Annotated in this window: 22 protein-coding genes; 21 read left to right on the plus strand and 1 reads right to left on the minus strand. The window is 69.1% G+C overall.

Going from position 1 to position 26,836, the window contains the following annotated elements; genetic code table 11:
* Positions 1 to 5 precede the first annotated feature (5 nt).
* Entirely contained in the window at positions 6 to 1,382 is a 1,377-nt protein-coding gene (locus QTH87_RS07515) for a patatin-like phospholipase family protein (protein WP_286608209.1), read from the plus strand.
* Here QTH87_RS07515 and QTH87_RS07520 read toward each other — a convergent pair.
* Positions 1,379 to 2,425: an AraC family transcriptional regulator gene (locus QTH87_RS07520; protein ID WP_286608210.1), complete on the minus strand. Its 1,047-nt coding sequence runs from the start codon at positions 2,423 to 2,425 to the stop codon at positions 1,379 to 1,381. The genes QTH87_RS07515 and QTH87_RS07520 overlap by 4 nt on opposite strands.
* 125 nt (positions 2,426 to 2,550) lie before the next feature.
* Here QTH87_RS07520 and QTH87_RS07525 point away from each other — a divergent pair, with 125 nt between their 5' ends.
* The 20 genes from QTH87_RS07525 to QTH87_RS07620 all read left to right on the plus strand — a co-directional run bounded on the left by QTH87_RS07525 (position 2,551) and on the right by QTH87_RS07620 (position 26,833).
* Entirely contained in the window at positions 2,551 to 3,723 is a 1,173-nt protein-coding gene (locus QTH87_RS07525) for an isovaleryl-CoA dehydrogenase (protein ID WP_286608213.1), read from the plus strand.
* A 10-nt stretch (positions 3,724 to 3,733) separates the two neighbouring features.
* Positions 3,734 to 5,437: an AMP-binding protein gene (locus tag QTH87_RS07530; RefSeq protein ID WP_286608215.1), complete on the plus strand. Its 1,704-nt coding sequence runs from the start codon at positions 3,734 to 3,736 to the stop codon at positions 5,435 to 5,437.
* 82 nt (positions 5,438 to 5,519) lie between these two features.
* Positions 5,520 to 7,124, plus strand: coding sequence for a carboxyl transferase domain-containing protein (locus QTH87_RS07535; RefSeq protein ID WP_286608217.1), 1,605 nt, complete (start codon positions 5,520 to 5,522; stop codon positions 7,122 to 7,124).
* A gap of 16 nt (positions 7,125 to 7,140) precedes the next feature.
* Entirely contained in the window at positions 7,141 to 7,653 is a 513-nt protein-coding gene (locus QTH87_RS07540; RefSeq protein ID WP_286608219.1) for a DinB family protein, read from the plus strand.
* Positions 7,650 to 8,444 carry an enoyl-CoA hydratase/isomerase family protein gene (locus QTH87_RS07545; protein ID WP_286608220.1) on the plus strand — a complete coding sequence of 265 codons (795 nt, stop codon included), beginning with the start codon at positions 7,650 to 7,652 and terminating at the stop codon, positions 8,442 to 8,444. Before QTH87_RS07540 ends, QTH87_RS07545 begins: the two co-directional genes overlap by 4 nt.
* Before the next feature lie 18 nt (positions 8,445 to 8,462).
* A complete protein-coding gene (locus tag QTH87_RS07550; protein WP_286608221.1) occupies positions 8,463 to 9,155 on the plus strand; it encodes a DUF4126 domain-containing protein in 693 nt (230 codons plus the stop codon).
* Positions 9,127 to 11,121 (plus strand): acetyl/propionyl/methylcrotonyl-CoA carboxylase subunit alpha, encoded by a 1,995-nt coding sequence (locus tag QTH87_RS07555; RefSeq protein ID WP_286608222.1) that lies wholly within the window; start codon positions 9,127 to 9,129, stop codon positions 11,119 to 11,121. Before QTH87_RS07550 ends, QTH87_RS07555 begins: the two co-directional genes overlap by 29 nt.
* 13 nt (positions 11,122 to 11,134) lie before the next feature.
* Positions 11,135 to 12,079, plus strand: coding sequence for a 2-hydroxyacid dehydrogenase (locus QTH87_RS07560; RefSeq protein ID WP_444812755.1), 945 nt, complete (start codon positions 11,135 to 11,137; stop codon positions 12,077 to 12,079).
* A gap of 22 nt (positions 12,080 to 12,101) precedes the next feature.
* Positions 12,102 to 13,022: a hydroxymethylglutaryl-CoA lyase gene (locus QTH87_RS07565; RefSeq protein WP_286608224.1), complete on the plus strand. Its 921-nt coding sequence runs from the start codon at positions 12,102 to 12,104 to the stop codon at positions 13,020 to 13,022.
* A 1-nt stretch (position 13,023) separates the two neighbouring features.
* Positions 13,024 to 13,512 carry a YbaK/EbsC family protein gene (locus QTH87_RS07570; protein ID WP_286608226.1) on the plus strand — a complete coding sequence of 163 codons (489 nt, stop codon included), beginning with the start codon at positions 13,024 to 13,026 and terminating at the stop codon, positions 13,510 to 13,512.
* Positions 13,509 to 13,787 (plus strand): DUF1289 domain-containing protein, encoded by a 279-nt coding sequence (locus QTH87_RS07575; protein ID WP_444812756.1) that lies wholly within the window; start codon positions 13,509 to 13,511, stop codon positions 13,785 to 13,787. The genes QTH87_RS07570 and QTH87_RS07575 overlap by 4 nt, the downstream gene beginning before the upstream one ends.
* Positions 13,784 to 14,428, plus strand: coding sequence for a 2-hydroxychromene-2-carboxylate isomerase (locus QTH87_RS07580; protein WP_286608228.1), 645 nt, complete (start codon positions 13,784 to 13,786; stop codon positions 14,426 to 14,428). The genes QTH87_RS07575 and QTH87_RS07580 overlap by 4 nt, the downstream gene beginning before the upstream one ends.
* Positions 14,429 to 14,571: 143 nt before the next feature.
* Positions 14,572 to 16,260, plus strand: a complete 1,689-nt coding sequence (locus QTH87_RS07585; RefSeq protein ID WP_286608230.1) for an MFS transporter — start codon at positions 14,572 to 14,574, stop codon at positions 16,258 to 16,260.
* Positions 16,261 to 16,363: 103 nt separating this feature from the next.
* Positions 16,364 to 16,534, plus strand: coding sequence for a hypothetical protein (locus QTH87_RS07590; RefSeq protein WP_286608239.1), 171 nt, complete (start codon positions 16,364 to 16,366; stop codon positions 16,532 to 16,534).
* Positions 16,535 to 16,682: 148 nt separating this feature from the next.
* Positions 16,683 to 22,493, plus strand: coding sequence for an excinuclease ABC subunit UvrA (gene uvrA, locus QTH87_RS07595; RefSeq protein ID WP_286608241.1), 5,811 nt, complete (start codon positions 16,683 to 16,685; stop codon positions 22,491 to 22,493).
* Positions 22,493 to 23,542 carry a histone deacetylase family protein gene (locus QTH87_RS07600; protein ID WP_286608243.1) on the plus strand — a complete coding sequence of 350 codons (1,050 nt, stop codon included), beginning with the start codon at positions 22,493 to 22,495 and terminating at the stop codon, positions 23,540 to 23,542. Before uvrA ends, QTH87_RS07600 begins: the two co-directional genes overlap by 1 nt.
* A 109-nt stretch (positions 23,543 to 23,651) precedes the next feature.
* Positions 23,652 to 24,620 carry a tripartite tricarboxylate transporter substrate binding protein gene (locus QTH87_RS07605; protein WP_286608244.1) on the plus strand — a complete coding sequence of 323 codons (969 nt, stop codon included), beginning with the start codon at positions 23,652 to 23,654 and terminating at the stop codon, positions 24,618 to 24,620.
* A gap of 127 nt (positions 24,621 to 24,747) precedes the next feature.
* Positions 24,748 to 25,242, plus strand: coding sequence for a DUF2753 family protein (locus tag QTH87_RS07610; RefSeq protein ID WP_286608246.1), 495 nt, complete (start codon positions 24,748 to 24,750; stop codon positions 25,240 to 25,242).
* Positions 25,243 to 25,274: 32 nt separating this feature from the next.
* Positions 25,275 to 25,910 carry a superoxide dismutase gene (locus QTH87_RS07615; protein WP_286608248.1) on the plus strand — a complete coding sequence of 212 codons (636 nt, stop codon included), beginning with the start codon at positions 25,275 to 25,277 and terminating at the stop codon, positions 25,908 to 25,910.
* A 62-nt stretch (positions 25,911 to 25,972) separates the two neighbouring features.
* Positions 25,973 to 26,833, plus strand: coding sequence for a ZIP family metal transporter (locus QTH87_RS07620; protein ID WP_444812770.1), 861 nt, complete (start codon positions 25,973 to 25,975; stop codon positions 26,831 to 26,833).
* The last annotated feature ends 3 nt before the right edge of the window (positions 26,834 to 26,836 follow it).

A 26,836-nucleotide genomic window follows, 5' to 3' on the forward strand; every position in this document is an offset into this window, starting at 1 on the left:
GGCCCATGCACGGCCTGCGCGCACTCTGCGGCCTGCTGATCGCGGCCTGCCTGGCGGGCTGCTCGTCACTCAGGCCCTGGGTCAACGAGCCGCTGGCGGCCGCTGCGCCGTCGCCGGCCGCCATCATGGCGCCCGAGTCGGGCCGCGACCCGACCATCCTCGTGGCCGTCGCCCTCTCGGGCGGCGGTGCGCGCGCGGCCGCCTTCGGCTACGGCGTGCTCGAGGAACTGCGACGCACCAAGTTCCAGCTGAACGGCCGCAATTCCGATCTGCTCGATGCCACCGACGTCATCAGCGGCGTCTCGGGCGGCAGCATCCTGGCGGCCTACTACGCGGCCTTCGGCGCCGACAAGCTGCCCGATTTCGAGCGCGACTTCCTGCGCCAGAACTTCCAGAACAGCCTGATCCTGCAGGCGCTCCGCCCCGGCAGCCTCTATGACCTGACCTCCCCCTGGTACGGCCGCACGCACCTGCTGGCGCGCCGGCTCGACGAGATCTACGAGGGCAAGACCTACGCCGACATCGAACGCAACACGCGCCATCCGCAGCTGGTGATCGCGGCCACCGACATGTCGCTGGGCACGCCCTTCGAATTCACGTCCGACCAGTTCGAGCTGATCTGCTCCGACCTGCAGAGCGTGCCGCTGTCGTTCGCGGTGGCCGCCTCGTCCGCGGTGCCGATCCTGCTGAGCCCGCTGACGCTCAAGAACTACTCGCAGGACTGCCGCGACCGCGGCATCGTGCCGCGGCTCGCGATGCGCGGCGGCGACAACTACCGCGCCCGCATGTTCCGCATGCAGGCCAACAGCTATCTCGATTCCCAGGCCCGTCCGTTCATCCACCTGGTCGACGGCGGCGTGGCCGACAACCTCGCGGTGCGGCGGCTGCTCGACCGCGCGCTGGTCGGCGGCGGGCTGCGCGAGAGCTTCGAGGAGGTGGGCATCCCGCGCGGCAGCGTGCAGAAGCTGATCGTGATCAGCGTCAATGCGGCCCGCGACCCGGCTCAGAACATCGACCAGAGTGGCCGCGTGCCCGGCATCCGGAGCGTGGCCGACACGTTGCTGTTCGGCGCCGGCGCCCGCTCGACGCTCGAGACCCAGGAGTTCCTGCTCGACACCGCGCGGCAATGGCGCGAGGACCTGAAGACCCGCAGCCCCGAGGGCTTCGACGCCTTCGCCTCCGATGCGCAGATCCACGTGGTGCAGGTCAATCTGCGCGATGCGGCCGAGGGCGAGCTGCGCCTGCGCCTGATGCAGGTGCCGACCGCGTTCTCGATCACCGAAGACGAGGTGACGCGCCTGATCGCGGCCGGCCGCAGCGTGCTGCAGCGCTCGCCCGATTTCCTGGCCCTCAAGAAAGCGCTCGGCGCAAAGCCCGACTAGGGTGCGTCGCTGGGTGCGGCCGCGCGCTGGCGCCGGAAGGCCCCGGGCGCCAGGCCGGACCAGGCCCGGAACGCGCGCGAGAAGCTCTTCTCGTTGCGAAAGCCCACGGCCAGTGCGATCTGCTTGATCGGCCGGTCGGTGCGGCGCAGCTGCTCGGCTGCCGCCTCGTGCCGGATCTCGTCCTTGAGCGCCTGCAGCGACAGGCCTTCTTCCTGCAACTGCCGGTGCAGCGTGCGGCTCGACAGGTTCAGCAGGGTGGCCAGTCCCTCTGCGGTCGCGGCCTCGGTGCCGCGCGTGCGCAGCAGCTCGCGCACGCGCTGGCCGAGCAGGCGGTCGCGCCGGTACTGCAGCACCGTGAGCGGCAGCGCGCGCCGAAGCATGGTGCGCAGCGCCGCCTCGTCGCGCCGCAGCGGCATCGCGAGGTAGCGCGGATCGAAGCTGTAGCTGGCCCGGGCGGCGCCGAAGCGCACCTGCTCGCCGAACATCAGCGGGTAGGCCTCGCGGTGCGGCGGCGCATCGAACGGAAAGGCGGCGTCCATCAGCGAGACGCGCGAATCGATGGCCCAGCTGGCATAGCCATGCAGAAAGCGCAGGTTCGAAACCAGGCAGAACTCCCGGAAGTCGCCGAGGGCTCGGTGCTCGGCGATGGACACGGTGGCGCGTCCGTTCGCCACCGCCAGGTCGAGCGTGATGTCGCCGACCAGCAGCCGCAGGTGGCGGCACCAGCGCCTGATCGCCACGCCGAGGTCGGGTGCGCCGAGCGAGGCCCGGCACAGCATGCCGTAGCTGCCCCAGGGCAGCCGGCGCGAAAACCATCCGAGCGCCTCGTCGTCGAGCTGCTGCATCGCGAAGCCCGACAGCAGCTCGAACTGCAAGGCCGTGACGCGTGCCTGTGGATCGGCGAGATCGCGCGGCGCGATCTGTGCCTGCGCGAGGGCCTCTGCCGGGTTCACGCCGTAGCGCTCGTACCCCCGCACGATCGCCTGGACGAAGGCCATCGGGGTGGCGGCACGGCGGCTGCTGCGCAAGGGGGATGTCGTCATCGTCTGTGGTTTGACTGGCGCGATTTGCAACCATTGTGGCGCCAATTGAACCGGCACACGGCGTAAGCTGCGCTTTCCGCGCGGCCGAATGGCGCCGCCGCCCGACGACCCAGGAGACAAAACCCATGCACGATCCCGGCCTGAACTTCGACCTCGGCGAGACCATCGATTCGCTGCGCCATGCCATCCAGGACTTCGTTGCCGACGAGATTGCGCCGCGCGCCGCCGACATCGACAGCGACAACCTGTTCCCGGCCGACCTCTGGAAGAAGCTCGGCGACCTCGGCCTGCACGGCATGACCGTGAAGGAGGAATACGGCGGCACCGAGCTCGGCTACCTCGCTCACATCGTCGCGATGGAGGAGGTCTCGCGCGCCTCCGCCTCGGTCGGGCTCTCGTACGGCGCCCACTCCAACCTGTGCGTGAACCAGATCCACCGCAACGGCAGCGAGGCGCAGAAGGCGAAGTACCTGCCCAAGCTGGTGAGCGGCGAGCACGTCGGCGCGCTCGCCATGAGCGAGCCCAATGCCGGCTCCGATGTCGTGAGCATGAAGCTGCGCGCCGAGAAGAAGGGCGACCGCTACGTGCTCAACGGCGGCAAGATGTGGATCACCAACGGCGGCGATGCCGACACGCTGGTCATCTACGCCAAGACCGAGCCCGAGATGGGCGCGCGCGGCATGACGGCCTTCATCGTCGAGAAGGGCTTCAAGGGCTTCTCGGCCGGCACCAAGCTCGACAAGCTCGGCATGCGCGGCTCCAACACCTATCCGCTGTTCTTCGACAACTGCGAGGTGCCCGAGGAAAACGTGCTGGGCGGCGAGGGCCTGGGTGCCAAGGTGCTCATGAGCGGCCTCGACTTCGAACGCGCGGTGCTCTCGGGCGGCCCGCTCGGCATCATGGCGGCCTGCATGGACGCGGTGCTGCCCTTCGTGCACGAGCGCCAGCAGTTCGGCCAGAGCATCGGCGAGTTCCAGCTCATGCAGGGCAAGCTGGCCGACATGTACTCGACCTGGCAGGCCACGCGGGCCTACGTCTACGCGGTCGGCAAGGCCTGCGACCGCAACGACCATGCGCGCACCTTCCGCAAGGATGCGGCCGGCGCCATCCTGTATTCGGCCGAGAAGGCGACCTGGATGGCCGGCGAGGCGATCCAGGCGCTCGGCGGCGTGGGCTACACCAAGGACTTTCCGGTCGAACGCCTGTGGCGCGACGCCAAGCTCTACGAGATCGGCGCCGGCACCAGCGAGATCCGCCGCATGCTGATCGGCCGCGAGCTCTACAACGAGACGGCCTGAGGACCGCGCCATGACCGCGATGCCGAGCCAGGCGCAGGGCGCCACCGACGTGCCGCTGATCGAGCAGACCATCGGCGACTTCTTCGACGACATGGCGGCCCGCCAGGGCGATCACGAGGCGCTCGTGAGCGTGCACGAAGGCAAGCGCTACAGCTACCGCGAACTGCAGCGCGAGGCCGACCGCCTGGCCAGCGCGCTGCTGGGCCTGGGCCTGGCGCCCGGTGATCGCGTGGGCATCTGGTCGCACAACAACGCGCCCTGGGTGCTGATGCAGCTGGCCACGGCCAAGGTCGGCATCGTCCTGGTCAACATCAACCCGGCCTACCGCACCTCCGAGCTCGAATACGCGCTCAACAAGGTCGCTTGCAAGGCGCTGGTGACGATGAAGCACTTCAAGACCAGCGACTACGTCGGCATGCTGCGCGAACTGGCACCCGAGCTGGCCGCGGCCACGCCCGGCGCGCTGGAGGCGGCGCGCCTGCCGCACCTGCGCACGGTGGCCTGGATCGACACGCCGGCCGACAGCGGCGAGCTGCCGGGCCTGCTGCGCTTCTCGAGCCTGCTCGAGAGCGGCAACGCCGACGACCCGCAGGTCGGCGCGATCGCGAAGACGCTCAAGGCCACCGACCCGGTCAACATCCAGTTCACCAGCGGCACCACGGGCTTTCCGAAGGGCGCGACGCTCACGCACCGCAACATCCTCAACAACGGCTTCTTCATCGGCGAGTGCATGAAGCTCACGGCGGTCGACCGGCTCTGCATCCCGGTGCCGCTCTACCACTGCTTCGGCATGGTGCTGGGCAACCTTGCCTGCCTCACGCACGGCGCCACCATCGTCTATCCGAACGACGGCTTCGACCCGCTGACCGTGATGCAGACGGTGCAGGACGAGAAATGCACCGGCCTGCACGGCGTGCCCACCATGTTCATCGCCGAGCTTGACCATCCGCGCTTCGCCGAGTTCGACTTCAGCACGCTGCGCACCGGCATCATGGCCGGCTCGCCGTGCCCGACCGAGGTCATGAAGCGGGTGGTCGATCAGATGCACCTCGGCGAAATCACGATCGCCTACGGCATGACCGAGACCAGCCCGGTGAGCTGCCAGAGCTCGACCGACACGCCGCTGGCCAAGCGCGTCTCCACCGTCGGCACGGTGCAGCCGCACCTGGAGATCAAGATCATCGATCCGGTCACGGGCGAGCTCGTGCCCCGCGGTGCCTCGGGCGAGTTCTGCACCCGCGGCTATTCGGTGATGCACGGCTATTGGGAAGACGAGGCGCGCACGCGCGAGGCGATCGATGCCGATGGCTGGATGCACACCGGCGACCTCGCGACCATGGACGACGAGGGCTACGTCAACATCGTCGGCCGCATCAAGGACCTGGTGATCCGCGGCGGCGAGAACATCTACCCGCGCGAGATCGAGGAATTCCTCTACCGCCACCCCAAGGTGCAGGACGTGCAGGTGGTCGGCCTGCCCGACAGGAAGTACGGCGAGGAGCTGTGCGCCTGGATCATCGCCAAGCCGGGCCAGAGCGTGAGCGCCGACGAGGTGCGCGACTTCTGCAAGGGCCAGATCGCGCACTACAAGGTGCCGCGCTACATCGAGTTCGTGACCGAGTTCCCGATGACGGTCACGGGCAAGATCCAGAAGTTCAGGATTCGTGAAGCAATGAAACACCAGCTCGGGCTGGACGAGGACAAGACCGCATGAACGCAGCGCAGAACCGCTTCAAGCAAGTTCGCGCCCCTTCGGGGGGCAGCGAGGACACGACAGTGCCGAGCGTGGGGGCCCCATGAAGCTGGAAAGCAAACTCAACGCCCGCTCGGCGGATTTCCAGGCCAACGCGAGCGCCATGCGCGCGCTGGTCGACGACCTGCACCAGCAGTTCGCGAAGGTGGAGGCCGGCGGCGGCGAGGCCGCGCGCAGCAAGCACACGGCCCGCGGCAAGCTGCTGCCGCGCGACCGCGTGGCGCAGCTGCTCGACCCGGGCACGCCCTTCCTCGAGGTGGCGCCGCTCGCCGCGCATGCCATGTACCACGGCGCCGCGCCCGGTGCCGGCCTGATCGCGGGCATCGGCCGGGTCAGCGGAGTCGACTGCATGATCGTCTGCAACGACGCCACCGTGAAGGGCGGCACCTACTACCCGGTCACGGTGAAGAAGCACCTGCGGGCGCAGGAGATCGCCGAGCAGAACCGCCTGCCCTGCATCTACCTGGTCGATTCCGGCGGTGCCAACCTGCCGAACCAGGACGAGGTCTTCCCGGACCGGGACCATTTCGGCCGCATCTTCTACAACCAGGCCAACATGAGCGCGCAGGGCATCGCCCAGATCGCGGTCGTGATGGGTTCGTGCACCGCGGGCGGCGCCTACGTGCCGGCGATGAGCGACGAAAGCATCATCGTGAAGAACCAGGGCACGATCTTCCTGGGCGGCCCGCCGCTCGTGAAGGCAGCCACCGGCGAGGTCGTCACGGCCGAAGACCTGGGCGGCGGCGACGTCCACACGCGGCTGTCGGGCGTGGCCGACCACCTGGCGCAGAACGACCTGCACGCGCTCGCGCTGGCGCGGGCGGCGGTGGCGAACCTCAACGCACCGAAGGCTCCCGCAGCACCGGCCGCCTCCGTGCGCGCCCCGGCCCTCCCGGCCGAGGAGCTCTACGGCGTGATCCCCACCGACACGCGCAAGCCCTTCGACGTGCGCGAGATCATCGCGCGCGTGGTCGACGGCAGCGAGTTCCACGAGTTCAAGTCGCGCTTCGGCAGCACGCTGGTCTGCGGCTTCGCCGAGATCGAGGGCATGCCGGTCGGCATCGTCGCCAACAACGGCATCCTGTTCAGCGAATCGGCGCAGAAGGGCGCGCACTTCATCGAGCTGTGCTGCCAGCGCAAGACGCCGCTGGTGTTCCTGCAGAACATCACGGGCTTCATGGTCGGGCGCAAGTACGAGAACGAAGGCATCGCGCGCCACGGCGCCAAGATGGTGACCGCGGTTGCCACGGCCAACGTGCCCAAGTTCACGATCATCATCGGCGGCAGCTTCGGCGCCGGCAACTACGGCATGTGCGGCCGGGCCTACTCGCCGCGCTTTCTCTGGATGTGGCCCAACGCGCGCATCAGCGTGATGGGCGGCGAGCAGGCGGCCAGCGTGCTGGCCACGGTCAAGCGCGACGGCATCGAGGCCAAGGGCGGGCAGTGGAGCGCCGACGAGGAAGAAGCCTTCAAGTCGCCGATCCGCCAGCAGTACGAGGTCCAGGGCCATCCCTACTACGCCACCGCGCGGCTGTGGGACGACGGCATCATCGATCCGGCCGACACGCGGCGCGTGCTCGCGCTGGGCCTGGCGGCATCGCGCAACGCGCCGATCCCCGAGCCGAAGTTCGGCATCTTCCGCATGTGAGGAAAGGACCGCCGCGATGTCGCTGCCGAACTACTTTGCGAGCCTGGCGCGCTATCACGTCTGGGCGACGCAGAAGCTGATCGCCTCCAATCTCGCGACCGTGTCGGACGCCGACTGGCATCGCGACTGCGGCCTGTTCTTCCATTCGGTGCACCGCACGGTCAACCACCTGCTGCTGACCGACGACATCTGGTTCGCGCGCTTTGCCGAGGGCCGATCGCTGAGGCTGCCGCTCGACACCGAACTGCACGTCGACCGCGCCACGGTCTGCGAGGCGCTCGGCGTGGCGGTCACGCGCTGGAGCCCATGGCTCGAAACGCTGCCGGCCGGGCGCTACGACGGCGAGCTTTGCTACACGCGCAACAACGGCGAAGAAGTGCGGATTCCGTTCGCGCCCGCACTCGGCCATGTCTTCAACCACGCGACCCACCACCGCGGCCAGCTGACCGCCGCGCTGACCGCGATGGTGCTGCCCGGCGCCGAGCTGGACTGGGTCCAATTGCTGCAACAGGAAGCCCGAAGCCGATGAGCACGCCCTTCAACACGCTGACGCTGTCCGTCGAGGGTGCGGTCGCGCGCATCTGGCTCGACCAGCCCGACGCCCGCAATGCCTTCGACGACACGGTGATCGCCGAACTGACGCGCGCCTTCACCGAAGCCGGTGCGGCGCCGCAGGTGCGGGCGATCGTGCTGGGGGCCAACGGCCCGGCCTTCTGCGCCGGCGCCAACCTCAACTGGATGCGGCGCATGGCCGACTACACGCGCGACGAGAACGTCGCCGACGCCGGCAAGCTGGCCGCGATGCTGCGCACCATCGCCGACTGCCCCAAGCCGACCATCGCGCGCGTGCAGGGCGACGTCTATGCGGGCGGCATGGGGTTGGTCGCGGCCTGCGACATCGCGGTCAGCGTCGACACGGCCTGGTACTGCCTGAGCGAAGTCCGCATCGGCCTGGTGCCGGCCACGATCAGTCCCTATGTATTGCGTGCGATGGGCACGCGCGCCGCGCAGCGCTGGTTCCTCACGGCCGAGCGCTTCGGCGCCGTCGAGGCGCACCGCATCGGCTTCGTGCACGAGGTGGTGGCTGCCGACGCGCTCGACGCCAAGGTGGCCGAGATCGTCAAGGCGCTGACCGGCGCCAGCCCGGCCGCGGTGCGCGCCTGCAAGTCCCTCATCGCCGACGTGGCCGGCCGCGAGATCGACGATGCGCTGGTCGCGAAGACGGTCGAGGGCATCGCCGACATCCGCGCCAGCGACGAGGGCCGCGAAGGCGTGCAGTCGTTCCTGCAGAAGCGCAAGCCGAACTGGCTGACGAGCTGAGCCCGCAAGGCGCCGACGATGAACGCTCTCGACATGCCGCAACTGCTCGCGCTGGCCGCGGCATTGGGCTGGGCGAGCGGCGTGCGGCTCTACCTCGTGGTGCTGCTGGTCGGCCTGGCGGGCTACCTGGGCTGGATGCCGCTGCCGGCCGGCCTGCAGCTGCTGGCGCATCCGCTGGTGCTGGGGGTCAGCGGCTTCATGGTCTTCGTCGAGTTCTTCGCCGACAAGATCCCGGGCCTCGATTCGATCTGGGACATGGTCCACACCGTGATCCGCATCCCGGCCGGTGCCGCGCTCGCGGCCGGTGTGTTCGGCGCCGACCATGCGGCGATGGCGCTGGTGGCGGCGCTGCTCGGCGGCGGCTTCGCGGCCACGGCCCATGCGGCCAAGGCGACCACGCGCGCCGCGATCAACACCTCGCCAGAGCCCTTCAGCAACGTCGGCGCCTCGCTGGTCGAGGACACGGCCGTGCCTGTCGGCCTGTGGCTCGCGGTCGCGCATCCGCTGGCCTTCGGCCTGCTGTTCGTCGCCGTGCTCGCGCTCAGCGTCTGGCTGATCGGCAAGAGCTGGCGCTTCCTCAGATCCCTGTTCGGCCGCCTGGCACGCATCTTCAGCGGCCGCCCCGATCCTGGCGTGGTCTCCGCGTTCCGGCTCAAGAAGAATCCTCCTGGAGACTCATCGAATGTTCAAGAAAATCCTGATCGCCAATAGAGGTGAAATCGCCTGCCGCGTGGCCGCCACCGCGCGCCGCATGGCGATCCGCACGGTCGCCGTGTACTCCGATGCCGACGCGCACGCCAACCACGTTCGCGCCTGCGACGAGTCGGTGCACCTCGGCGGCAGCGCGCCGAAGGAAAGCTACCTGCGCTGGGAGAAGATCCTCGAGGCTGCCAAGGCCTCCGGCGCCGAGGCGGTGCATCCGGGCTACGGCTTCCTGAGCGAGAACGAGGAGTTCGCGCAGGCCTGCGCCGACGCCGGACTGGTGTTCATCGGCCCGCCGCCTTCGGCGATCAAGGCCATGGGCCTCAAGGCCGAATCGAAGCAGCTCATGGAGAAGGCCCGCGTGCCGCTGGTGCCCGGCTACCACGGCAGCGACCAGGACCCGGCCCTGCTGCAGCGCGAGGCCGACCGCATCGGCTACCCGGTGCTGATCAAGGCCAGCGCCGGTGGGGGTGGCAAGGGCATGCGCGTGGTCGAGCAGTCGGCCGACTTCGCCGCCGCACTCGCCTCGTGCCAGCGCGAGGCGATCAACAGCTTCGGCGACGATGCGGTGCTGATCGAGAAGTACGTGCAGCGGCCGCGCCACATCGAGATCCAGGTCTTCGGCGACACGCAGGGCAACTACGTCTACCTGTTCGAGCGCGACTGCTCGGTGCAGCGGCGCCACCAGAAGGTGCTCGAGGAAGCGCCGGCGCCCGGCATGACCGAGGCCATGCGCCGGCAGATGGGCGAGGCCGCGGTGGCTGCAGCACGTGCCGTGAACTACGTCGGCGCAGGCACGGTGGAATTCATCGTCGAGCAGCGCGGCAGCGACGAGATGAATTTCTTCTTCATGGAGATGAACACGCGCTTGCAGGTGGAGCATCCCGTGACCGAAGCCATCACCGGCCTCGACCTCGTGGAATGGCAATTGCGCGTGGCCTCCGGCGAGGCGCTGCCCCTGAAGCAGGACCAGTTGCAGATCCACGGCCATGCGATCGAGGCGCGCATCTGCGCCGAGAACCCCGACAACAACTTCCTGCCCGCCACCGGCACGCTGCGCATCTATCGCAAGCCGCAGGCCACGGCCTTCCAGCGCAGCCGCGTGCGGATCGACGACGGCGTGCGCGAGGGCGGCGTGATCTCGCCGTTCTACGACTCGATGATCGCCAAGCTGATCGTGCACGGCGCCACGCGCGAGGAAGCGCTGGCCCGGCTCGACCTGGCGCTGGCCCAGACCCACATCGTCGGCGTCGCGACCAACGTCCAGTTCCTGCGCGGCGTGCTGCGCACCGATTCGTTCGCGAATGCGAAGCTCGACACCGCGCTGATCGAGCGCGAGCGCGCCGTGCTGTTCGACCAGGAGCCGCTGGGCCTGCCGCTCGCGGCCGCGGCTTCGATCGCCCGCACGCTGCTGGCCGAGGCGGCCACTGCCACGGCCGATCCGTTCAGCCGCCGCGACGGCTGGCAGTCGCATGGCGTCGCGACCCGGCCCTTTGAATTCGAGTTCCGCGGCCAGGCCGAGAAGGCCGAACTTCGCTACCTGCACGACGGCGCGCTGTGGCTGCAGGTCGGCGAAGTCAGCGGCCCGCTCATCATCGGCGCCTTCGCGGACGGCGAACTCGAGCTGCAATTCGACGGCAAGCGCCATACGCTCACGGTCTACCAGGACGAGGATACGGCCCACGTGTTCGGTGCCGCCGGTGCGACCCGCATCGTCGCCATCGACCGCCTCGCGCACGCCGGCGAGACCCAGGCCGAAGGCGGCCGGCTCACCGCGCCGATGCCCGGGAAGGTGGTCTCCTTCGCGGTCAAGGCCGGCGACAAGGTCAGCCGCGGCCAGCCGCTCGCGGTGATGGAGGCGATGAAGATGGAGCACACGATCGCGGCCCCCGCCGACGGCACGGTCGAGGAGCTTCTTTACGCGCCCGGCGACCAGGTGACCGAGGGCTCGGAGCTGTTGCGCATCGCCGTTTAACTAAGTTTGCGGCATGACGACATCACGCCTGCGCATCCTCACCTGCCTGACCGACACCCGCGCCGAGCCCTGGGTCCGGGGCCTGCGCGCCGCGCTGCCCGAGGCAGAGGTCGAAGACTGGGCGCCGGGTGCCGCGCCAGCCGACCACGCGGTGGTGTGGGCGCCGCCCCAGGCCTTCATCGACGAGCAACCCGGTCTGCGCGGCCTCTTCAACATCGGCGCGGGCGTCGACGCGCTGCTCCGGCTGCGCCTGCCACCGGCCACCCGCGTGGTGCGGCTCGACGACGCCGGCATGTCGGTGCAGATGGCCGAGTACGTCTGCCATTTCCTGATCCGCCATTTCCGCGAATTCGATGCCTACGAGTCGGAGTCGCGCGCCGGGCGATGGAGCTACCGCAAGCCGCGCGAGCGCAAGGATTTCGCGGTCGGCGTGATGGGACTCGGCGTGCTCGGCGAGCGCGTGGCCAGGGCGGTCGCGCAGTTCGAATTTCCCGTGAACGGCTGGAGCCGCTCGCCCAAGCGGATCGATGGCGTGCGCGGCTTCGCGGGCGCCGCGCAGTTCGACGACTTCCTGTCCGCGAGCCGCGTGCTCGTGAACCTGCTGCCGCTGACCGACGAGACGCACGGCATCCTGAACGGCGGCACGCTGTCGAAGCTGAACGACGGACGTCCGGGCGGCTACCTGATCAACGTCGCGCGCGGCGCGCACCTGGTCGACGACGACCTGATCCCGCTGCTCGACAGCGGCCAGCTCGCGGGCGCGACGCTCGACGTCTTCGATGTCGAGCCGCTGCCCGCGGGCCATGCGTTCTGGTCGCACCCGAAGATCGCGGTGACGCCGCACGGCTCGGCCCGCACCGAGCGCGACACCTCGATCGCGCAGATCGCGACCAAGATCCGGGCGCTCGATCGCGGAGAGCCCGTGGCTGGTGTGGTCGATGCGAAACGCGGATACTGATTCCTTCCCCAGAGAGACGGACATGAAACTCCCCCCACGCGTCAGGATCGTCGACGTCGGCCCGCGCGACGGCCTCCAGAACGAGAAGCAGCCGGTCTCGGCCGAGATCAAGATCGGACTCGTGCACCGCCTGCAGGATGCGGGCCTGACGGAGATCGAGGTCACGAGCTTCGTCTCGCCCAAGTGGGTGCCGCAGATGGCCGACAACGCCGAGGTGATGCACGGCATCCGGCGCAAGGCCGGCGTGCGCTACTCGGTGCTGACGCCCAACATGAAGGGCCTCGAAGCCGCGCTGGCTGCGCCGCGCGCCGAGTGGCCCGACGAGATCGTGGTCTTCGGCGCCGCCAGCGAGGCCTTCAGCCAGAAGAACATCAACTGCTCGATCGCCGAGAGCATCGAGCGCTTCGCGCCGGTGGTGGCGGCGGCGCGCGAGCAGGGCATTGCGGTGCGTGGCGCCATGTCGTGCACGGTGGGATGTCCCTACGAGGGCGAGATCGCACCCGAGCGCGTCGGCATGCTGGCCAGGCTGATGAAGGACATCGGCGTGCAGCGGGTGGACGTGGCCGACACCATCGGCGTCGGCACGCCGCGCAAGGTGCGGGCTGCCATGGAGGCCACGCTGGCGCACTTCGAGGTGGACCGCGTCTCGGGCCACTTCCACGACACCTACGGGCAGGCGCTGGTCAACACGCTGGCCTCGCTCGAGCTGGGGGTCTGGAACTTCCAGTCCTCGTCCGCCGGGCTGGGTGGCTGCCCCTACGCCAAGGGGGCCACCGGGAACGTGGCGACCGAGGACGTGGTCTACATGCTGCAGGGCATGGGCATCGAGACCGGCATCGATCTCGATCGGCTGATCGATGCCGGCGTCTACATCAGCGAGGCGCTCGGGCGCGAGCCCAATTCGCGCGCCTCGAAGGCGATCCGCAACAAGCGCCTCGGCTGACATGTGCGGCGCCGAACTGACATCCCTGCCCGAAGGCGTGCAGCGCGTCGCGCGTCTGCTGCATCAACGCGGCCATGCGCACGCGCCGCAGATGCTCGACGACGCTGCCCGCACCGCGCAGCAGGCGGCCGATGCGCTCGGCATCGCGCTGGGCCAGATCGCCAAGAGCATCGTCTTCCGCCGCAAGGCGGACGATGTCGCGGTGCTGGTCGTGACCTCGGGCGACCGCCGTGTCGACGAGAAGAAGGTCGAGGCACTGGTCGGCCGCCTGGGCCGTGCCGATGCCGATTTCGTCAAGGCGCGCACCGGCTTCTCGATCGGCGGCGTCTCGCCCTTCGCGCATGCCACGCCGCCCGTGATGCTGATCGACCGCGAGCTGTTCCGCTTCGATGACGTCTGGGCTGCGGCCGGGCATCCGCATGCCGTGGTGCGGCTGCGGCCGCAGGACCTCGAAGGCCTGACCGGCGCACCGGTCGCGGACGTGGTGTGAACGCCGCGAGCGCCTTCAGGACCGGCCTGCAGCCGCTCGAACTGGCCCGGCGCGCGGCAGCTGCACGCTCGCTGGCGGCCGACCTGCCGTCGCCCTGCATCTCGATCTGCCGCATGGACGCGGCGAGCGGATTCTGCGAAGGCTGCCTGCGCACCCTGCCCGAGATCGCGGGCTGGGGCCGCATGGACGATGCCGGCAAGCGCAGCGTCTGGCGCGCCATCGAACTGCGCGCCGCGGCCGGCTTCGGCGCCGCCATCGACCAGGAACCCGCATGAAGCACCTGACCTTCCATCTCGACTTCATCTCGCCCTACGCCTACCTGGCCTTCGAACGCCTGCCGCAGGCACTCGAGGGCCTCAGCTACAGCGTCGCCTACCGGCCGCTGCTGCTGGGCGCACTGCTCAAGCACCATGGCCAGCTCGGTCCGGCCGAGATTCCCTCCAAGCGCAGCTGGACCTACCGGCATGCGCTGTGGCTCGGCCATGCGCACGGCATTCCGATCCGCATGCCGGCCAGCCATCCCTACAACCCGCTGCCGCACCTGCGGCTCGCGCTCGCCACCACCGACGATGGCGACATCAGCCGGCACGTGGCCGAGCGCATCTTCGGCGACGTCTGGCAAAGCGCGGGCGAAGCAGGCGATGCGGCGCGCCTGGCCGCGCTGGCGGCTTCGCTGCAACTGCTGCGCGATCCTGCAGGCGATGAGGTCAAGGCCCAGCTCCGGGCCAATGTCGATGAAGCAGTCGCGCGCGGCGTCTTCGGCGTGCCGGCCATCGAGGTCGACGGACGGGTCTTCTGGGGCTTCGACGGCCTGCCGATGCTGCGCGGCTTCCTGCAGGGCGATCCGTGGTTCGACGGGCCCGATTGGGAGGGCGCCGACCAGCGACCTTCACTGCTGCGCAGCAACATTCGGTAGTTTTCTTACAATCCGAAACGTCGTCCGCGGGTTTGACCTTAATCCGTCAGCAACGGTTCAGTTTCGCGACAGCCTCGGGTCAGTCGTCACTCCAAGAATGCGTCAGCCCACGCCGTGGGTGGATATTTCTTACAGGAGACGACATGGCAGCCACACTAGATTCGCGGGGAGCGGCAGTTCCCCGGCCCATGACCCCGGAGGAGAAGAAGGTCATCTTCGCCTCGTCGCTCGGGACCGTATTCGAGTGGTACGACTTCTACCTCTACGGCTCGCTCGCCGCGGTCATCGCGCGCCAGTTCTTCAGCGGCCTGGACGCGGGTGCGGCCTTCATCTTCGCGCTGCTGGCCTTCGCGGCCGGTTTCCTGGTGCGTCCGTTCGGTGCCATCGTGTTCGGCCGCCTCGGCGACATGATCGGTCGCAAGTACACCTTCCTCGTGACCATCCTGATCATGGGCCTGTCGACCTTCATCGTCGGCCTGCTGCCCAGCTACGCGACCATCGGCGTCGCGGCGCCCGTGATCCTGATCGCGCTGCGCATGCTGCAGGGCCTCGCGCTCGGCGGCGAGTACGGCGGTGCAGCCACCTACGTGGCCGAGCATTCGCCGCACGGCAAGCGCGGCGCCTACACCTCGTGGATCCAGACCACCGCCACGCTCGGCCTGTTCCTGAGCCTGCTGGTGATCCTGGGCGTGCGTGAAGGCCTCGGTGAAGCCGCCTTCGCCGAGTGGGGCTGGCGCATTCCGTTCCTGGTCTCGATCCTGCTGCTCGCCATCTCGGTGTGGATCCGCCTCTCGCTGTCCGAATCGCCGGCCTTCCAGAAGATGAAGGCCGAGGGCAAGACCTCGAAGGCACCGCTGTCCGAATCCTTCGGCGAGTGGAAGAACCTCAAGATCGTGATCCTGGCGCTGGTGGGCCTGACCGCCGGCCAGGCCGTGGTCTGGTACACGGGCCAGTTCTACGCGCTGTTCTTCCTGACGCAACAGCTCAAGGTCGATGCGACCACCGCCAACCTGATGATCGCTGCCGCGCTGCTGCTCGGCACGCCGTTCTTCGTGGTCTTCGGCACGCTGTCGGACAAGATCGGCCGCAAGCCCATCATCATGGCCGGCTGCCTGCTGGCCATCGTGACCTATTTCCCGGTATTCAAGATGCTGACCGAGAACGCCAACCCCGCACTGGCCCGCGCGCAGGCCACGGCCGGCGTCACGGTGACCGCCGATCCGCGTTCCTGCTCGTTCCAGGGCAACCCGGTGGCTCGCGAGATCGACTTCAGCAGCTCCTGCGACATCGCCAAGCGCTACCTGGTGCAGAACTCGGTGAGCTACGAGCGCGCCGACGGTCCTGCCGGCTCGCCCGCCGTCGTCAAGATCGGTTCCGCGACCATCACGGCGCCTACCGGCAACGTGGTCAACAGCAAGTTCGACGAGGCTTCGGCCAAGGAGATCGCGGCCTTCAAGAAGAACGTGGCCGAGCAGCTCAAGGCCGCTGGCTACCCGACCAAGGCCGACCCGGCGCAGATCAACAAGGTCATGACCGTGGTGCTTCTGTTCTGGCTGGTGCTGCTGGTGACCATGGTCTACGGCCCGATCGCCGCCATGCTGGTCGAACTGTTCCCGACCCGCATCCGCTACACCTCGATGAGCCTGCCGTACCACATCGGCAACGGCTGGTTCGGCGGCCTGCTGCCCACCACCGCCTTCGCGATCGTGGCCAGCACCGGTAACATGTACAACGGCCTCTGGTACCCGATCGTGATCGCCGCGATCACGCTGGTGGTCGGTACCATCTTCATCCGCGAGACCAAGGACGTCGACATCTACGCCAACGACTGACCGTCTGCACGAACGAGGGCCATCCGGCCCTCGGTTCAACAAAGAGGCTTCGCGCCCCCGCGGCGCGAGGCCTTTTTCTTGAACAATTCAGGAGACTTGAAACATGTGGAAGATCATCGTCGGCTTCGTCATCTTCGCGGCCATCGTGATGTACGTGCTGAGCAAGGCCGGCGGCAGCGTCGACATGTCGGGCGAGAAGCACGGGGGCGACGCCCTGCATGCGCCGGCCGAGGCGCCCGCCGCGGCCCCGGCGGCGCCAGCCCCGGCCAAGTAAGAGGCGTCAGGCGCGCTGCGGCGCGCTCCTGTTTCCTCTTGTAAGCGTGCGCCCCTGCGAAGTCCCTGCGCTGCGCTGGAGCATCCGGTAGCGCACCGGCCTGTCACGCCGGTGTTCCTAGAATGTCTGCCCCACCCCCAAGGCATTCATGACACAGGGCTCCATCCGGATACGCGGTGCGCGTCAGCACAATCTCCAGAATCTCGACCTCGACATCCGCACCGGCGAGATGACGGTGGTCACGGGCCCGAGCGGCTCGGGCAAGTCGAGCCTGGTGTTCGACACGCTTTACGCCGAAGGCCAGCGCCGCTACGTCGAGACCTTCTCGGCCTACGCGCGCCAGTTCCTCGACCGCATGGACAAGCCCGCGGTCGACAAGGTGGAGGGCGTTCCGCCCGCGATCGCGATCGACCAGACCAACCCGGTGCGCTCGTCGCGCTCGACGGTCGGCACGATGACGGAGCTCAACGACCACCTGAAGCTGCTGTTCGCGCGCGCCGGCCGGCTGTTCGACCGCGAGACCGCGCTGCCGGTTCGGCACGACTCGCCCGATTCGATCTATGCCGAACTGCTGGCGCGTGCCGCGGCCGCCGGCGATCCCCGCGTGGTGCTGACCTTCCCGGTCGAACTGCCGGCCAGCACCTCGGCCGACGAGGTGACGCAGTGGCTGTCGGCTAGCGGCTTCACGCGCGTGCAGGCCGAGCGCGAGATCGCGACGCCGACCGGCCCGCGCAAGGTGCTCGACGTGGTGGCCGACCGCTTCCGCATGGCGAACGCCGAGCGCGCACGCGTGATCGAGGCGATCGAGGTGGCGTTGAAGCGCGGCAGCGGACGGCTCACGGTCCATGCGGTGCCGGCCCAGGAAGGGGGGGCAACCGAAGTCTGGAAGTTCTCCACCGGCCTGCACTGCCCCGAGAGCGACATCCGCTATGCCGACCCGATTCCCTCGATGTTCTCGTTCAATTCGGCGGTCGGTGCCTGCGAGACCTGCCGCGGCTTCGGTCGCGTGATCGGCGTCGATCTCGGCCTGGTGATTCCGAATGACCGGCTCACCCTGCGCGCCGGCGCGATCAAGACCATCCAGACGCCAGCCTGGAAGGAGGCCCAGGACGACCTCATGCGCCATGCCGAGGCGGCCGGCATTCCGCGCGACACGCCATGGAACAAGCTCACGCCCGAGCAGCAGCACTGGGTGATCGAGGGCTCGCCGAACTGGAAGGGCAAGTGGAACCAGCAGTGGTATGGCGTGCGCCGCTTCTTCGGCTACCTCGAAAGCAAGGCCTACAAAATGCACATCCGCGTGCTCTTGTCGAAGTACCGCAGCTACACGCCGTGCCCGGCGTGCGCGGGCGCCCGGCTCAAGCCAGAGAGCCTGCAGTGGCGCATCGGCAGCAAGGAAGACGCCGATGCGGTGCTGGCACCCGCGAAGCGCTTCATGCCGGTCGGCATGAAGTGGAGCCGCGCGCAGCTCGAGGCGCTGCCGGGCCTGTGCCTTCACGACCTGATGCTGCTGCCGATCGAGCGGCTGCGGCGCCTGTTCGACGGCATCGAGAGCCATGGCAACGACAGCGGCGCCAGCGAAGGCGAGCTGCAGGCGCTCAAGCTGCTGTTCGAGGAGATCACGACCCGGCTGCGCTACCTGCACGACGTCGGCATCGGCTACCTCACGCTCGACCGCCAGAGCCGCACGCTGTCGGGCGGCGAGGTGCAGCGCATCAATCTGACGACCGCGCTCGGCACTTCGCTCGTCAACACGCTGTTCGTGCTCGACGAGCCCAGCATCGGCCTGCATCCGCGCGACATGAACCGCATCACCGAGGCGATGCTGCGGCTGCGCGATGCCGGCAACACGCTGGTGGTTGTCGAGCACGATCCGGCCGTGATGCTGGCCGCCGACCGCGTGATCGACATGGGCCCCGGCCCCGGCATACGGGGCGGCCAGATCGTGTTCGACGGCAGCACCGATGCGCTGCGCGATGCCGACACGCTCACCGGCCAGTACCTGGGCGGACGCAAGCAGATCGGCATGGGCTTTCGACGCATGGTGAGCGACAACACGCCGCGCCTGATCCTCGAGGGCGCGCGCGAGCACAACCTGCAGGACGTCACGGTCGAGCTGCCGCTGTCGCGGCTGGTCTGCATCACGGGCGTCAGCGGTTCGGGCAAGTCGACGCTGGTGCAGGACGTGCTGGCGCCCGCGCTGATGCGCCACTTCGGCAAGGCCACCGAGACGCCGGGCGCACACGACCGCCTGCTGGGCGCCGATCACCTGAGCGACGTGGTCTTCGTCGACCAGTCGCCGATCGGCAAGACCGCACGCTCGAACCCCGCCAGCTACGTCGGTGCCTGGGACGCGATCCGCGAGATCTTCGCCACCGCGGCACTGGCGCGCCAGCGTGGCTACACGGCCTCGAAGTTCAGCTTCAACAGCGGCGACGGCCGCTGCCCGACCTGCGGCGGCTCGGGCTTCGAGCACGTGGAGATGCAGTTCCTCTCGGACGTCTACCTGCGCTGCCCCGATTGCGACGGCCAGCGCTACCGGCCCGAGATCCTCGAGGTGACGATCGAGCGCGCCGGCCGCCAGCTCAACGTGGCCGCCGTGCTCGACCTCACCGTGGCCGAGGCGGCCGAGGCCTTCGGTGCCGACCGCGAGGTGCTGCGCGTGCTGCAGCCGATCGTCGACGTCGGTCTCGACTACGTGAAGCTGGGACAGCCGGTGCCGACCCTGAGCGGCGGCGAGGCGCAGCGCCTGAAGCTGGCCGGCTTCCTGGCCGAGGCGGCCAAGAGCGGCAGCAGCAGCAAGCAGCCGCTGGCGCGCAAGGGCACGCTGTTCCTGTTCGACGAACCGACCACCGGCCTGCATTTCGACGACATCGCGCGCCTCATGCGGGCGCTGCGCAAGCTGCTCGACGCCGGCCATTCGCTGGTCGTGATCGAGCACAACCTCGACGTCATCCGCGCCAGCGACTGGATCGTCGACCTCGGCCCCGAAGGCGGCGAGGGCGGCGGCCGGGTGGTCGCGGTCGGCACGCCCGAGCAGGTGCGCGAGAACCCCGACTCGCTCACGGGCGCGGCATTGGCCGACTACGAACTGGCGATCGGCCCCGGCGCCTACAAGGTCGCCGAGCGCGCCGCGCGTTCGTACGCGGCGCGTGCGGTGCCCGGGCCGGGCAGGGAGGCGATCCAGATCGTCAACGCCCGCGAGCACAACCTCAAGAACCTGTCGGTCGACATTCCGCGCGGCAAGTTCAGCGTGGTCACGGGCGTCAGCGGCTCGGGCAAGTCGACGCTGGCCTTCGACATCCTGTTCAACGAAGGCCAGCGCCGCTATCTCGAATCGCTCAACGCCTACGCGCGCAGCATCGTGCAGCCCGCGGGCCGGCCCGAGGTCGATGCGGTCTACGGCATTCCGCCCACGGTGGCGATCGAGCAGCGCCTGTCGCGCGGCGGCCGCAAGAGCACGGTCGGCACCACCACCGAGGTCTGGCACTTCCTGCGCCTGCTCTACGTCAAGCTCGGCATCCAGCACTGCATCCACGACGGCGCCGCGGTGCAGCCGCAGACGCCCGACAGCATCGCGGCCCAGCTGCTGAAGAGCTTCAAGGGCCAGCACATCGGCCTCCTGGCGCCGCTGGTCAGCAACCGCAAGGGCGTCTACACCGAGCTGGCCGACTGGGCGCGGCCGCGCGGCTACACCCATCTGCGGGTCGATGGCGAGTTCCTGCCGACCACCGGCTTCCCGCGCATCGACCGCTTCAAGGAGCACAGCATCGAGCTGCCGGTGGCGAGCCTCGACGTGCTGCCTTCGAACGAGACCGCGCTGCGCGAAGCGCTGACGCGCGCGCTCGAGCATGGCAAGGGCGTGGTGCACGTGATGAGCGATCTCACGGGCCTGCGCGCCGCGATGATGGCCGGCGCACCGACGCTGGGCATCGGGCACGCCCATGTGTTCTCGACGCTGCGTGCCTGCCCGATCTGCAGCACCAGCTATGCCGAGCTCGATCCGCGGCTGTTCTCCTACAACAGCAAGCACGGCTGGTGCCCCGATTGCGTGGGCACCGGCGTCAAGCTCACGAAGGACCAGCGCAAGGTCTACGACGACTCGGTGCTGGCGGCCGACCAGAAGGGGCGCGAGCAGACCTTCGCCGAGCCCGAGGCCGAGGACGTCGGCGATGTCGCGTGCCCGACCTGCGAGGGCACGCGGCTCAACGCGACCGCGCGCGCCGTCTCCTTCGGCCGGATCGACGAAGCGGCGGGCGACGGCGGCATCGGCATCACCGAGCTCGCGCGCATGAGCGTGACCGACATCCGCATCTGGTTCGAAGGCCTGATGCTCGAAGGCCGACAGGCCGAGATCGCGCGCGACCTGGTGCCCGAGATCCGGAGCCGGCTCGAGTTCCTCGAGGAAGTGGGCCTGGGCTACCTCACGCTCGACCGCGGCGCACCGACGCTCTCGGGCGGCGAGGCGCAGCGCATCCGGCTCGCGGCGCAGCTCGGCAGCAACCTGCAGGGCGTCTGCTACGTGCTCGACGAGCCGACCATCGGCCTGCATGCGCGCGACAACCGCATCCTGCTCGACGCCCTGCACAAGCTCGGCGACAAGGGCAACACGCTGGTGGTGGTGGAGCACGACGAGGACACGATCCGCCGGGCCGACCACATCATCGACATCGGCCCGAGCGCGGGCAAGCGCGGCGGCCGGCTGGTGGCGGAAGGCACGGTGGCCGACATCGAGGGCGCGGGCGATTCGCAGACCGGCCGCTATCTGCGCGATGCGATCAGGCATCCGCTGCAGGCGCGGCGTCCGGTGCCGTTGCCCGAGCCGGGCGCGCCCGACTGGCTCAGCGTGCGCGGTGCCGACCTGCACAACCTCAAGGAGGTGGCGGTCTCGCTGCCGCTGCACCGGCTGGTCGCCGTCACCGGCGTCAGCGGCTCGGGCAAGTCGACCCTGGCGCGCGACGTGCTGCTGGCCAACGTGTACGCGGTGGTCGTGCAGCGCATGACCAAGGCGGGCCGCGATGCCGATGCGGCCGGCAAGCATCCGAAATGGGTCGGCTGCAGCGCGGTCGAAGGCTACGAGTCCATCGACCGCGTGCTCGAGGTCGACCAGACGCCGATCGGCAAGACGCCGCGCAGCTGCCCGGCAACCTACATCGGCTTCTGGGACACGATCCGCAAGCTGTTCGCCGACACGCTCGAGGCCAAGGCGCGCGGCTACGGGCCCGCGCGCTTCAGCTTCAACACCGGAGAGGGCCGCTGCCCGGGCTGCGACGGCGCCGGCGTGCGCACCATCGAGATGAGCTTCCTGCCCGACGTGAAGGTGCCGTGCGAGGTCTGCCACGGCGCCCGCTTCAACCCCGAGACGCTGGCCGTGAGCTGGCGCGGCAAGAGCATCGGCGACGTGCTGCAGATGGAGGTCGACGAGGCGGTCGAGTTCTTCGCCTCGATGCCCAACATCAGCCATCCGCTGCAGCTGCTGAAGGACGTCGGCCTCGGCTACCTCACGCTGGGCCAGCCCTCGCCGACGCTGTCGGGTGGCGAGGCGCAGCGCATCAAGCTCGTGACCGAGCTGAGCAAGGTGCGCGACGACGTCACGCGGCGCGGCAACAAGGCGCCGCACACGCTCTATGTGCTCGACGAGCCCACGGTCGGCCTGCACATGGCCGACGTCGAGAAGCTGATCCACGTGCTGCACCGGCTGGTCAACGGCGGCCACAGCGTGGTGGTGATCGAGCACGACCTCGACGTCATCGCCGAGGCCGACTGGCTGATCGATCTCGGACCCGAAGGTGGCAATGCGGGCGGCCGCGTGGTGGCGGCGGCGCCGCCCGAGGATGTCGTGAAGCTCGGCACGCACACCGGGGTCGCGCTGGCGCCGGTGCTCGCGCGATCGCGCGATCGCCACGAGGTGCTGGCGCTTCCGCTGTGGGGGACGGAGCTGCAGCGGCGGGAGGCCTGATGCTGACGATCCACAACGACCAGCACGCCCTCCACCACGGCAAGGTCGAGATGTTCCGAGGCGAGCTGGTGCCGTGCTTCGAGGTGCCCGCGCGGGTCGACCACGTGCTGCACGAGTTGCAGCGGCGCCGGCTCGGACGCATCGAGACGACGCCCGATGCCTTCGATGACGCGACGCTTGCGCACGTGCATGCGCCGCGCTACCTCGACTTCCTCGCGAGCGCCTGGGACGAATGGGTGGCGCTGGACCCCGCCAACACCACGCGCGATGCCCTGCCTTCGTACTGGCCGATCCGCACCTTCCGCGCCGACGTGCTGCCCGCGAGCTTCCCGGCCCGCATGGGCCTGTTCTCGTACGACGCGGGCACGCCGCTCACGGCGGGCACCTGGACCGCCGCGCGCGCCGGCGCCGGCTGCGCGTTGACGGCGGCGGCGCGCGTGCTCGGTGGCGAGCGCGCCGCCTTCGCGCTCACGCGGCCGCCCGGCCATCATGCGGGGGCCGATTTCTTCGGCGGCTACTGCTTCCTCAACAATGCGGCGATCGCGGCGCAGGCCCTGCGCGACGCGGGCATCGAACGCGTGGCGGTGCTCGACATCGACTACCACCACGGCAACGGCACGCAGGCCATCTTCTACGACCGGGCCGACGTGCATTTCACGAGCGTGCACGGCGACCCGCACACCGAATATCCCTACTACCTGGGCTATGCCGACGAACGCGGCGAGGGTGCCGGCTTCGGCTTCAACCACAACCTGCCGCTGCCGAAGGGCACCGGCTTCGCGGCCTGGCGCGAGGCGCTGCATCTCGCGCTGCGCGGCATTGCCGGATTCAGGCCGGGTGCGCTCGTGGTCTCGCTCGGGCTCGATACCTTCGCCGGCGATCCGGTGGCGGGCTTTGCCCTTGCGACAGACGACTACCTGCGCATCGGCGAGGACCTCGCAAGCGCCGGCCTGCCGACCGTGTTCGTGTTCGAGGGCGGCTACGCGGTGGCCGAGGTCGGCGTCAATGCGGTGAACGTGCTCGACGGCTTCATGCAGCACGCGGGCTGAGCGCGCACACCGGCTGACACCCGCGCGACCCCGACCGGGGACATACCCGCTTGCTGCGCGGATGTCCCTGCGGCCCAATTCGGCCATTCGAATCCGTCCGGAGTGCCCCATGTTTCGTCGTTCCATCCTGTGCGCCGCGCTGCTCGGCGCCGCCGCCGCTGCCACCACCGTCCACGCGCAGCAGCAAGCTTTTCCGAGCCGACCGATCAAGCTGATCATCGCGTTCCCGGCGGGCGGCCCTACCGACATCACCATGCGGCAGCTGGCCGACAACGCCTCGAAGATCCTGGGCCAGCCCGTGGTGGTCGACAACAAGCCGGGCGCCGGCGGCACGCTGCCCGCGCAGGCGCTGCAGACCGCGCCGGCCGACGGCTACACCATCGCGCAGATCCCGCTGGGCGTGTTCCGCCTGCCCTACACGACCAAGATCAACTGGGACCCGGTCAAGGACATCAGCTACGTGATCAACCTCACGGGCTATGCCTTCGGCATTGCGGTGCCGGCCGACAGCCCGTTCAAGACCTGGAGCGATTTCGTCGCCTACGCCAAGGCCAACCCAGGCAAGCTCAGCTACGGCTCGACCGGGACGCTCACGAGCCCGCACCTGACGACCGAGCTGATCGCGCAGCAGCTCGGCATCCAGCTGCAGCACGTGCCGTACAAGGGCAGCGCAGACCTCTCCACCGCGGTGCTCGGCGGCCACCTGATGGCCATCGCCGACTCCACCGGTTTCGCGCCGCTGGTCGAATCGGGCAAGCTGCGCGTGCTCAACACCTGGGGCGAGAAGCGGCTGGCCAAGTTCCCCGACGCGCCGACACTGAAGGAGGTCGGCGTCGACATCGTGCAGAACTCGCCCTTCGGCCTGGGCGCGCCCAAGGGCACGCCGCCCGAGGTCGTGAAGAAGCTGCACGATGCCTTCAAGCAGGCGATGGAGGAGCCGAGCTATGTCGCGGCGCTGGGGCGCTACGACATGCTGCCGATCTACATGAGCTCGGCCGACTACACGAAGTTCGCGCAGGCTACCTTCATGCGCGAGAAGGCGCTGATCGAGAAGCTGGGACTCGCCAAGCCGCAGTGAGCCTGGCGGAAGCCTCTGTCGCCAGGGGCTTCGCTGGACGCATCAAATGAGAATCGTTATCATTTGATCGTCCCGAGTACGTAAGACATCCGTTCACGCAAAGGGCTCTCCAAAGGAGCTTTCTGCCGTGAACCGTTCCACCGCCGACTTCGGCATCGCGATTCCCTCTGCACCGCCGCCCGCCGTGGCCTCCCTCGGGCAATGGCAGCGCAGCACGCGCGAGGCGATCGCTTCGCGCAACGACGGCCGTCTCGCGGCGGCGTTGGCTCAAAGCCGGGCGGCACTCGGCATCGCGCTCGAGCTCATCGAGCAGCCGGGCGTCGATCGCATCGACGACCGCATCGCGGCACTGGTGGTGTCCCGCCTGAACCTCGCCGACGTGCAGGTCGACTGCGGTGAGCTCGACGCGGCCGTCGCGCAGCTGTGCGAAGCCCATGCGAGCCTGATGCGGCTGGTGCTGTGCGGCGACTCGGCGCGCCAGCAGGCGGCGCTGCGCCACAGCCGCCACACCCATGCCGCATTGCTCGAGCACCTGACGCGGCACGGCGCCGACCCGCTCATCGCCCGCACCCTGCGCATCGGCGTGCTCACGCTGAGCCCGGGCCAATGGGCCCTGCACTGATCACCCCCCATCCGAAGAGGAAACGTTTCTCCATGCCCTACACCCTGCCTGCCCTGCCTTACGCCTACGACGCACTCGAGCCGCACATCGACAGCCGCACGATGGAGATCCATCACTCGAAGCACCACCAGACCTACATCACGAACCTCAACGCGGCGCTCGCCGGTACCGAGTACGCCGAGCTGCCTGTCGACCTGCTGGTCGCCCGGCTCGAGACGCTGCCCGAAGCCCTGCGCCTGCCGGTGCGCAACAACGGCGGCGGCCATGCCAACCACAGCCTGTTCTGGGAAGTGATGTCGCCCGGCGGCGGCGGCGCGCCCGAGGGCGAGCTGGCGCGTGCGATCGATGCCGAGCTCGGCGGCTTCGACGCCTTCAAGGAGGCCTTCACCAAGGCCGCGCTGACCCGCTTCGGCAGCGGCTGGGCCTGGCTGTGCGTGGACCGCACGGGTCACCTGGTGGTCGAGAACAGCGGCAACCAGGACAGCCCGCTCATGGCCGGGCCGATGTCCGGCAACACGCCGGTGCTCGGCCTCGACGTGTGGGAGCACGCCTACTACCTGAAGTACCAGAACCGCCGCCCCGAATACATCGCGGCCTTCTATAACGTGATCCATTGGCCCGAAGTGGCGCGCCGCCACGCCGCTGCGCGCAAGGCGCTCGGCGCCTGAGGCCCCAACGAAGGACGGTCGCGATGCTGCAAGCCTGGAGAGCCCTGACGTTGACGCCGGCCATGCGTGGCCGCCGCTGGATCGCGTTCGCGCTGGCAGCGCTCGGCCTGCTGGTGCTTGCACTGCACGTCGTCGATCAGATGGCCGCCAACCCCCGGATCGGCGATGCCGTCCTGGGCGGACTGGTGGCAGCGCTCGCCACCGCGCTCGGCACGCTGCCGGTGCTGTTCTCGCAGCGGCTGTCCGAACGCACGCAGGACACGCTTTTCGGCTTCGGCGCCGGCGTCATGCTCGCGGCCAGCGCCTTCTCGCTGATCATTCCCGGCCTGGCTGCGCTGCGCGCGAGCGGAGCCGGCGCCTGGCATGCGGGCGGCGTCATGGCGGCGGCGATCCTGCTCGGTGCGGCCGCGCTGCTGGCCATGGAGCGACTGGTGCCGCACGAGCATTTCATCAAGGGCGTCGAGGGGCACCAGGCGAAGAAGCTGCGCCGCACCTGGCTGTTCGTGTTCGCGATCGCGCTGCACAACCTGCCCGAAGGGCTTGCGATCGGCGTCGGCTATGCGGGCACCGACCCGCTGCGCGCAAGTGCGCTGACCGCCGGCATCGCGATCCAGGACGTGCCCGAGGGGCTGGTGGTGGCGGTGGCGTTGCTCGCGGCCGGCTACAAGCGGAGCTTTGCGGTGGCGCTCGGCATGGCCTCCGGCCTGGTCGAGCCGATCGGTGCCGGGCTCGGCGCCGCTGTCATCGGCTGGTCGGCCACGCTGCTGCCCTGGGGCCTCGGCTTCGCAGGCGGCGCGATGCTGTTCGTCATCAGCCACGAGATCATTCCCGAATCGCACCGCAAGGGCCACGAGGCCTTCGCGACCGGCGGGCTCATGCTCGGCTTCGTGATCATGATGCTGCTCGACACGGCCTTGGGCTGACAG

It is taken from the genome of Variovorax jilinensis (assembly GCF_030316885.1).
Lineage (GTDB): Bacteria > Pseudomonadota > Gammaproteobacteria > Burkholderiales > Burkholderiaceae_C > Variovorax > Variovorax jilinensis.

Coding starts and splice junctions, on each gene's coding strand:
- QTH87_RS07615 (WP_286608248.1), top strand. CDS start 25,275: ATGCCCTACACCCTGCCTGCCCTGCCTTACGCCTACGACGCACTCGAG.
- QTH87_RS07550 (WP_286608221.1), top strand. CDS start 8,463: ATGAACGCTCTCGACATGCCGCAACTGCTCGCGCTGGCCGCGGCATTG.
- QTH87_RS07515 (WP_286608209.1), top strand. CDS start 6: ATGCACGGCCTGCGCGCACTCTGCGGCCTGCTGATCGCGGCCTGCCTG.
- QTH87_RS07565 (WP_286608224.1), top strand. CDS start 12,102: ATGAAACTCCCCCCACGCGTCAGGATCGTCGACGTCGGCCCGCGCGAC.
- QTH87_RS07525 (WP_286608213.1), top strand. CDS start 2,551: ATGCACGATCCCGGCCTGAACTTCGACCTCGGCGAGACCATCGATTCG.
- QTH87_RS07535 (WP_286608217.1), top strand. CDS start 5,520: ATGAAGCTGGAAAGCAAACTCAACGCCCGCTCGGCGGATTTCCAGGCC.
- QTH87_RS07620 (WP_444812770.1), top strand. CDS start 25,973: ATGCGTGGCCGCCGCTGGATCGCGTTCGCGCTGGCAGCGCTCGGCCTG.
- QTH87_RS07600 (WP_286608243.1), top strand. CDS start 22,493: ATGCTGACGATCCACAACGACCAGCACGCCCTCCACCACGGCAAGGTC.
- QTH87_RS07590 (WP_286608239.1), top strand. CDS start 16,364: ATGTGGAAGATCATCGTCGGCTTCGTCATCTTCGCGGCCATCGTGATG.
- QTH87_RS07545 (WP_286608220.1), top strand. CDS start 7,650: ATGAGCACGCCCTTCAACACGCTGACGCTGTCCGTCGAGGGTGCGGTC.
- QTH87_RS07585 (WP_286608230.1), top strand. CDS start 14,572: ATGGCAGCCACACTAGATTCGCGGGGAGCGGCAGTTCCCCGGCCCATG.
- QTH87_RS07530 (WP_286608215.1), top strand. CDS start 3,734: ATGACCGCGATGCCGAGCCAGGCGCAGGGCGCCACCGACGTGCCGCTG.
- QTH87_RS07540 (WP_286608219.1), top strand. CDS start 7,141: ATGTCGCTGCCGAACTACTTTGCGAGCCTGGCGCGCTATCACGTCTGG.
- QTH87_RS07520 (WP_286608210.1), bottom strand. CDS start 2,425: ATGACGACATCCCCCTTGCGCAGCAGCCGCCGTGCCGCCACCCCGATG.
- uvrA (WP_286608241.1), top strand. CDS start 16,683: ATGACACAGGGCTCCATCCGGATACGCGGTGCGCGTCAGCACAATCTC.
- QTH87_RS07560 (WP_444812755.1), top strand. CDS start 11,135: ATGACGACATCACGCCTGCGCATCCTCACCTGCCTGACCGACACCCGC.
- QTH87_RS07605 (WP_286608244.1), top strand. CDS start 23,652: ATGTTTCGTCGTTCCATCCTGTGCGCCGCGCTGCTCGGCGCCGCCGCC.
- QTH87_RS07580 (WP_286608228.1), top strand. CDS start 13,784: ATGAAGCACCTGACCTTCCATCTCGACTTCATCTCGCCCTACGCCTAC.
- QTH87_RS07555 (WP_286608222.1), top strand. CDS start 9,127: ATGTTCAAGAAAATCCTGATCGCCAATAGAGGTGAAATCGCCTGCCGC.
- QTH87_RS07570 (WP_286608226.1), top strand. CDS start 13,024: ATGTGCGGCGCCGAACTGACATCCCTGCCCGAAGGCGTGCAGCGCGTC.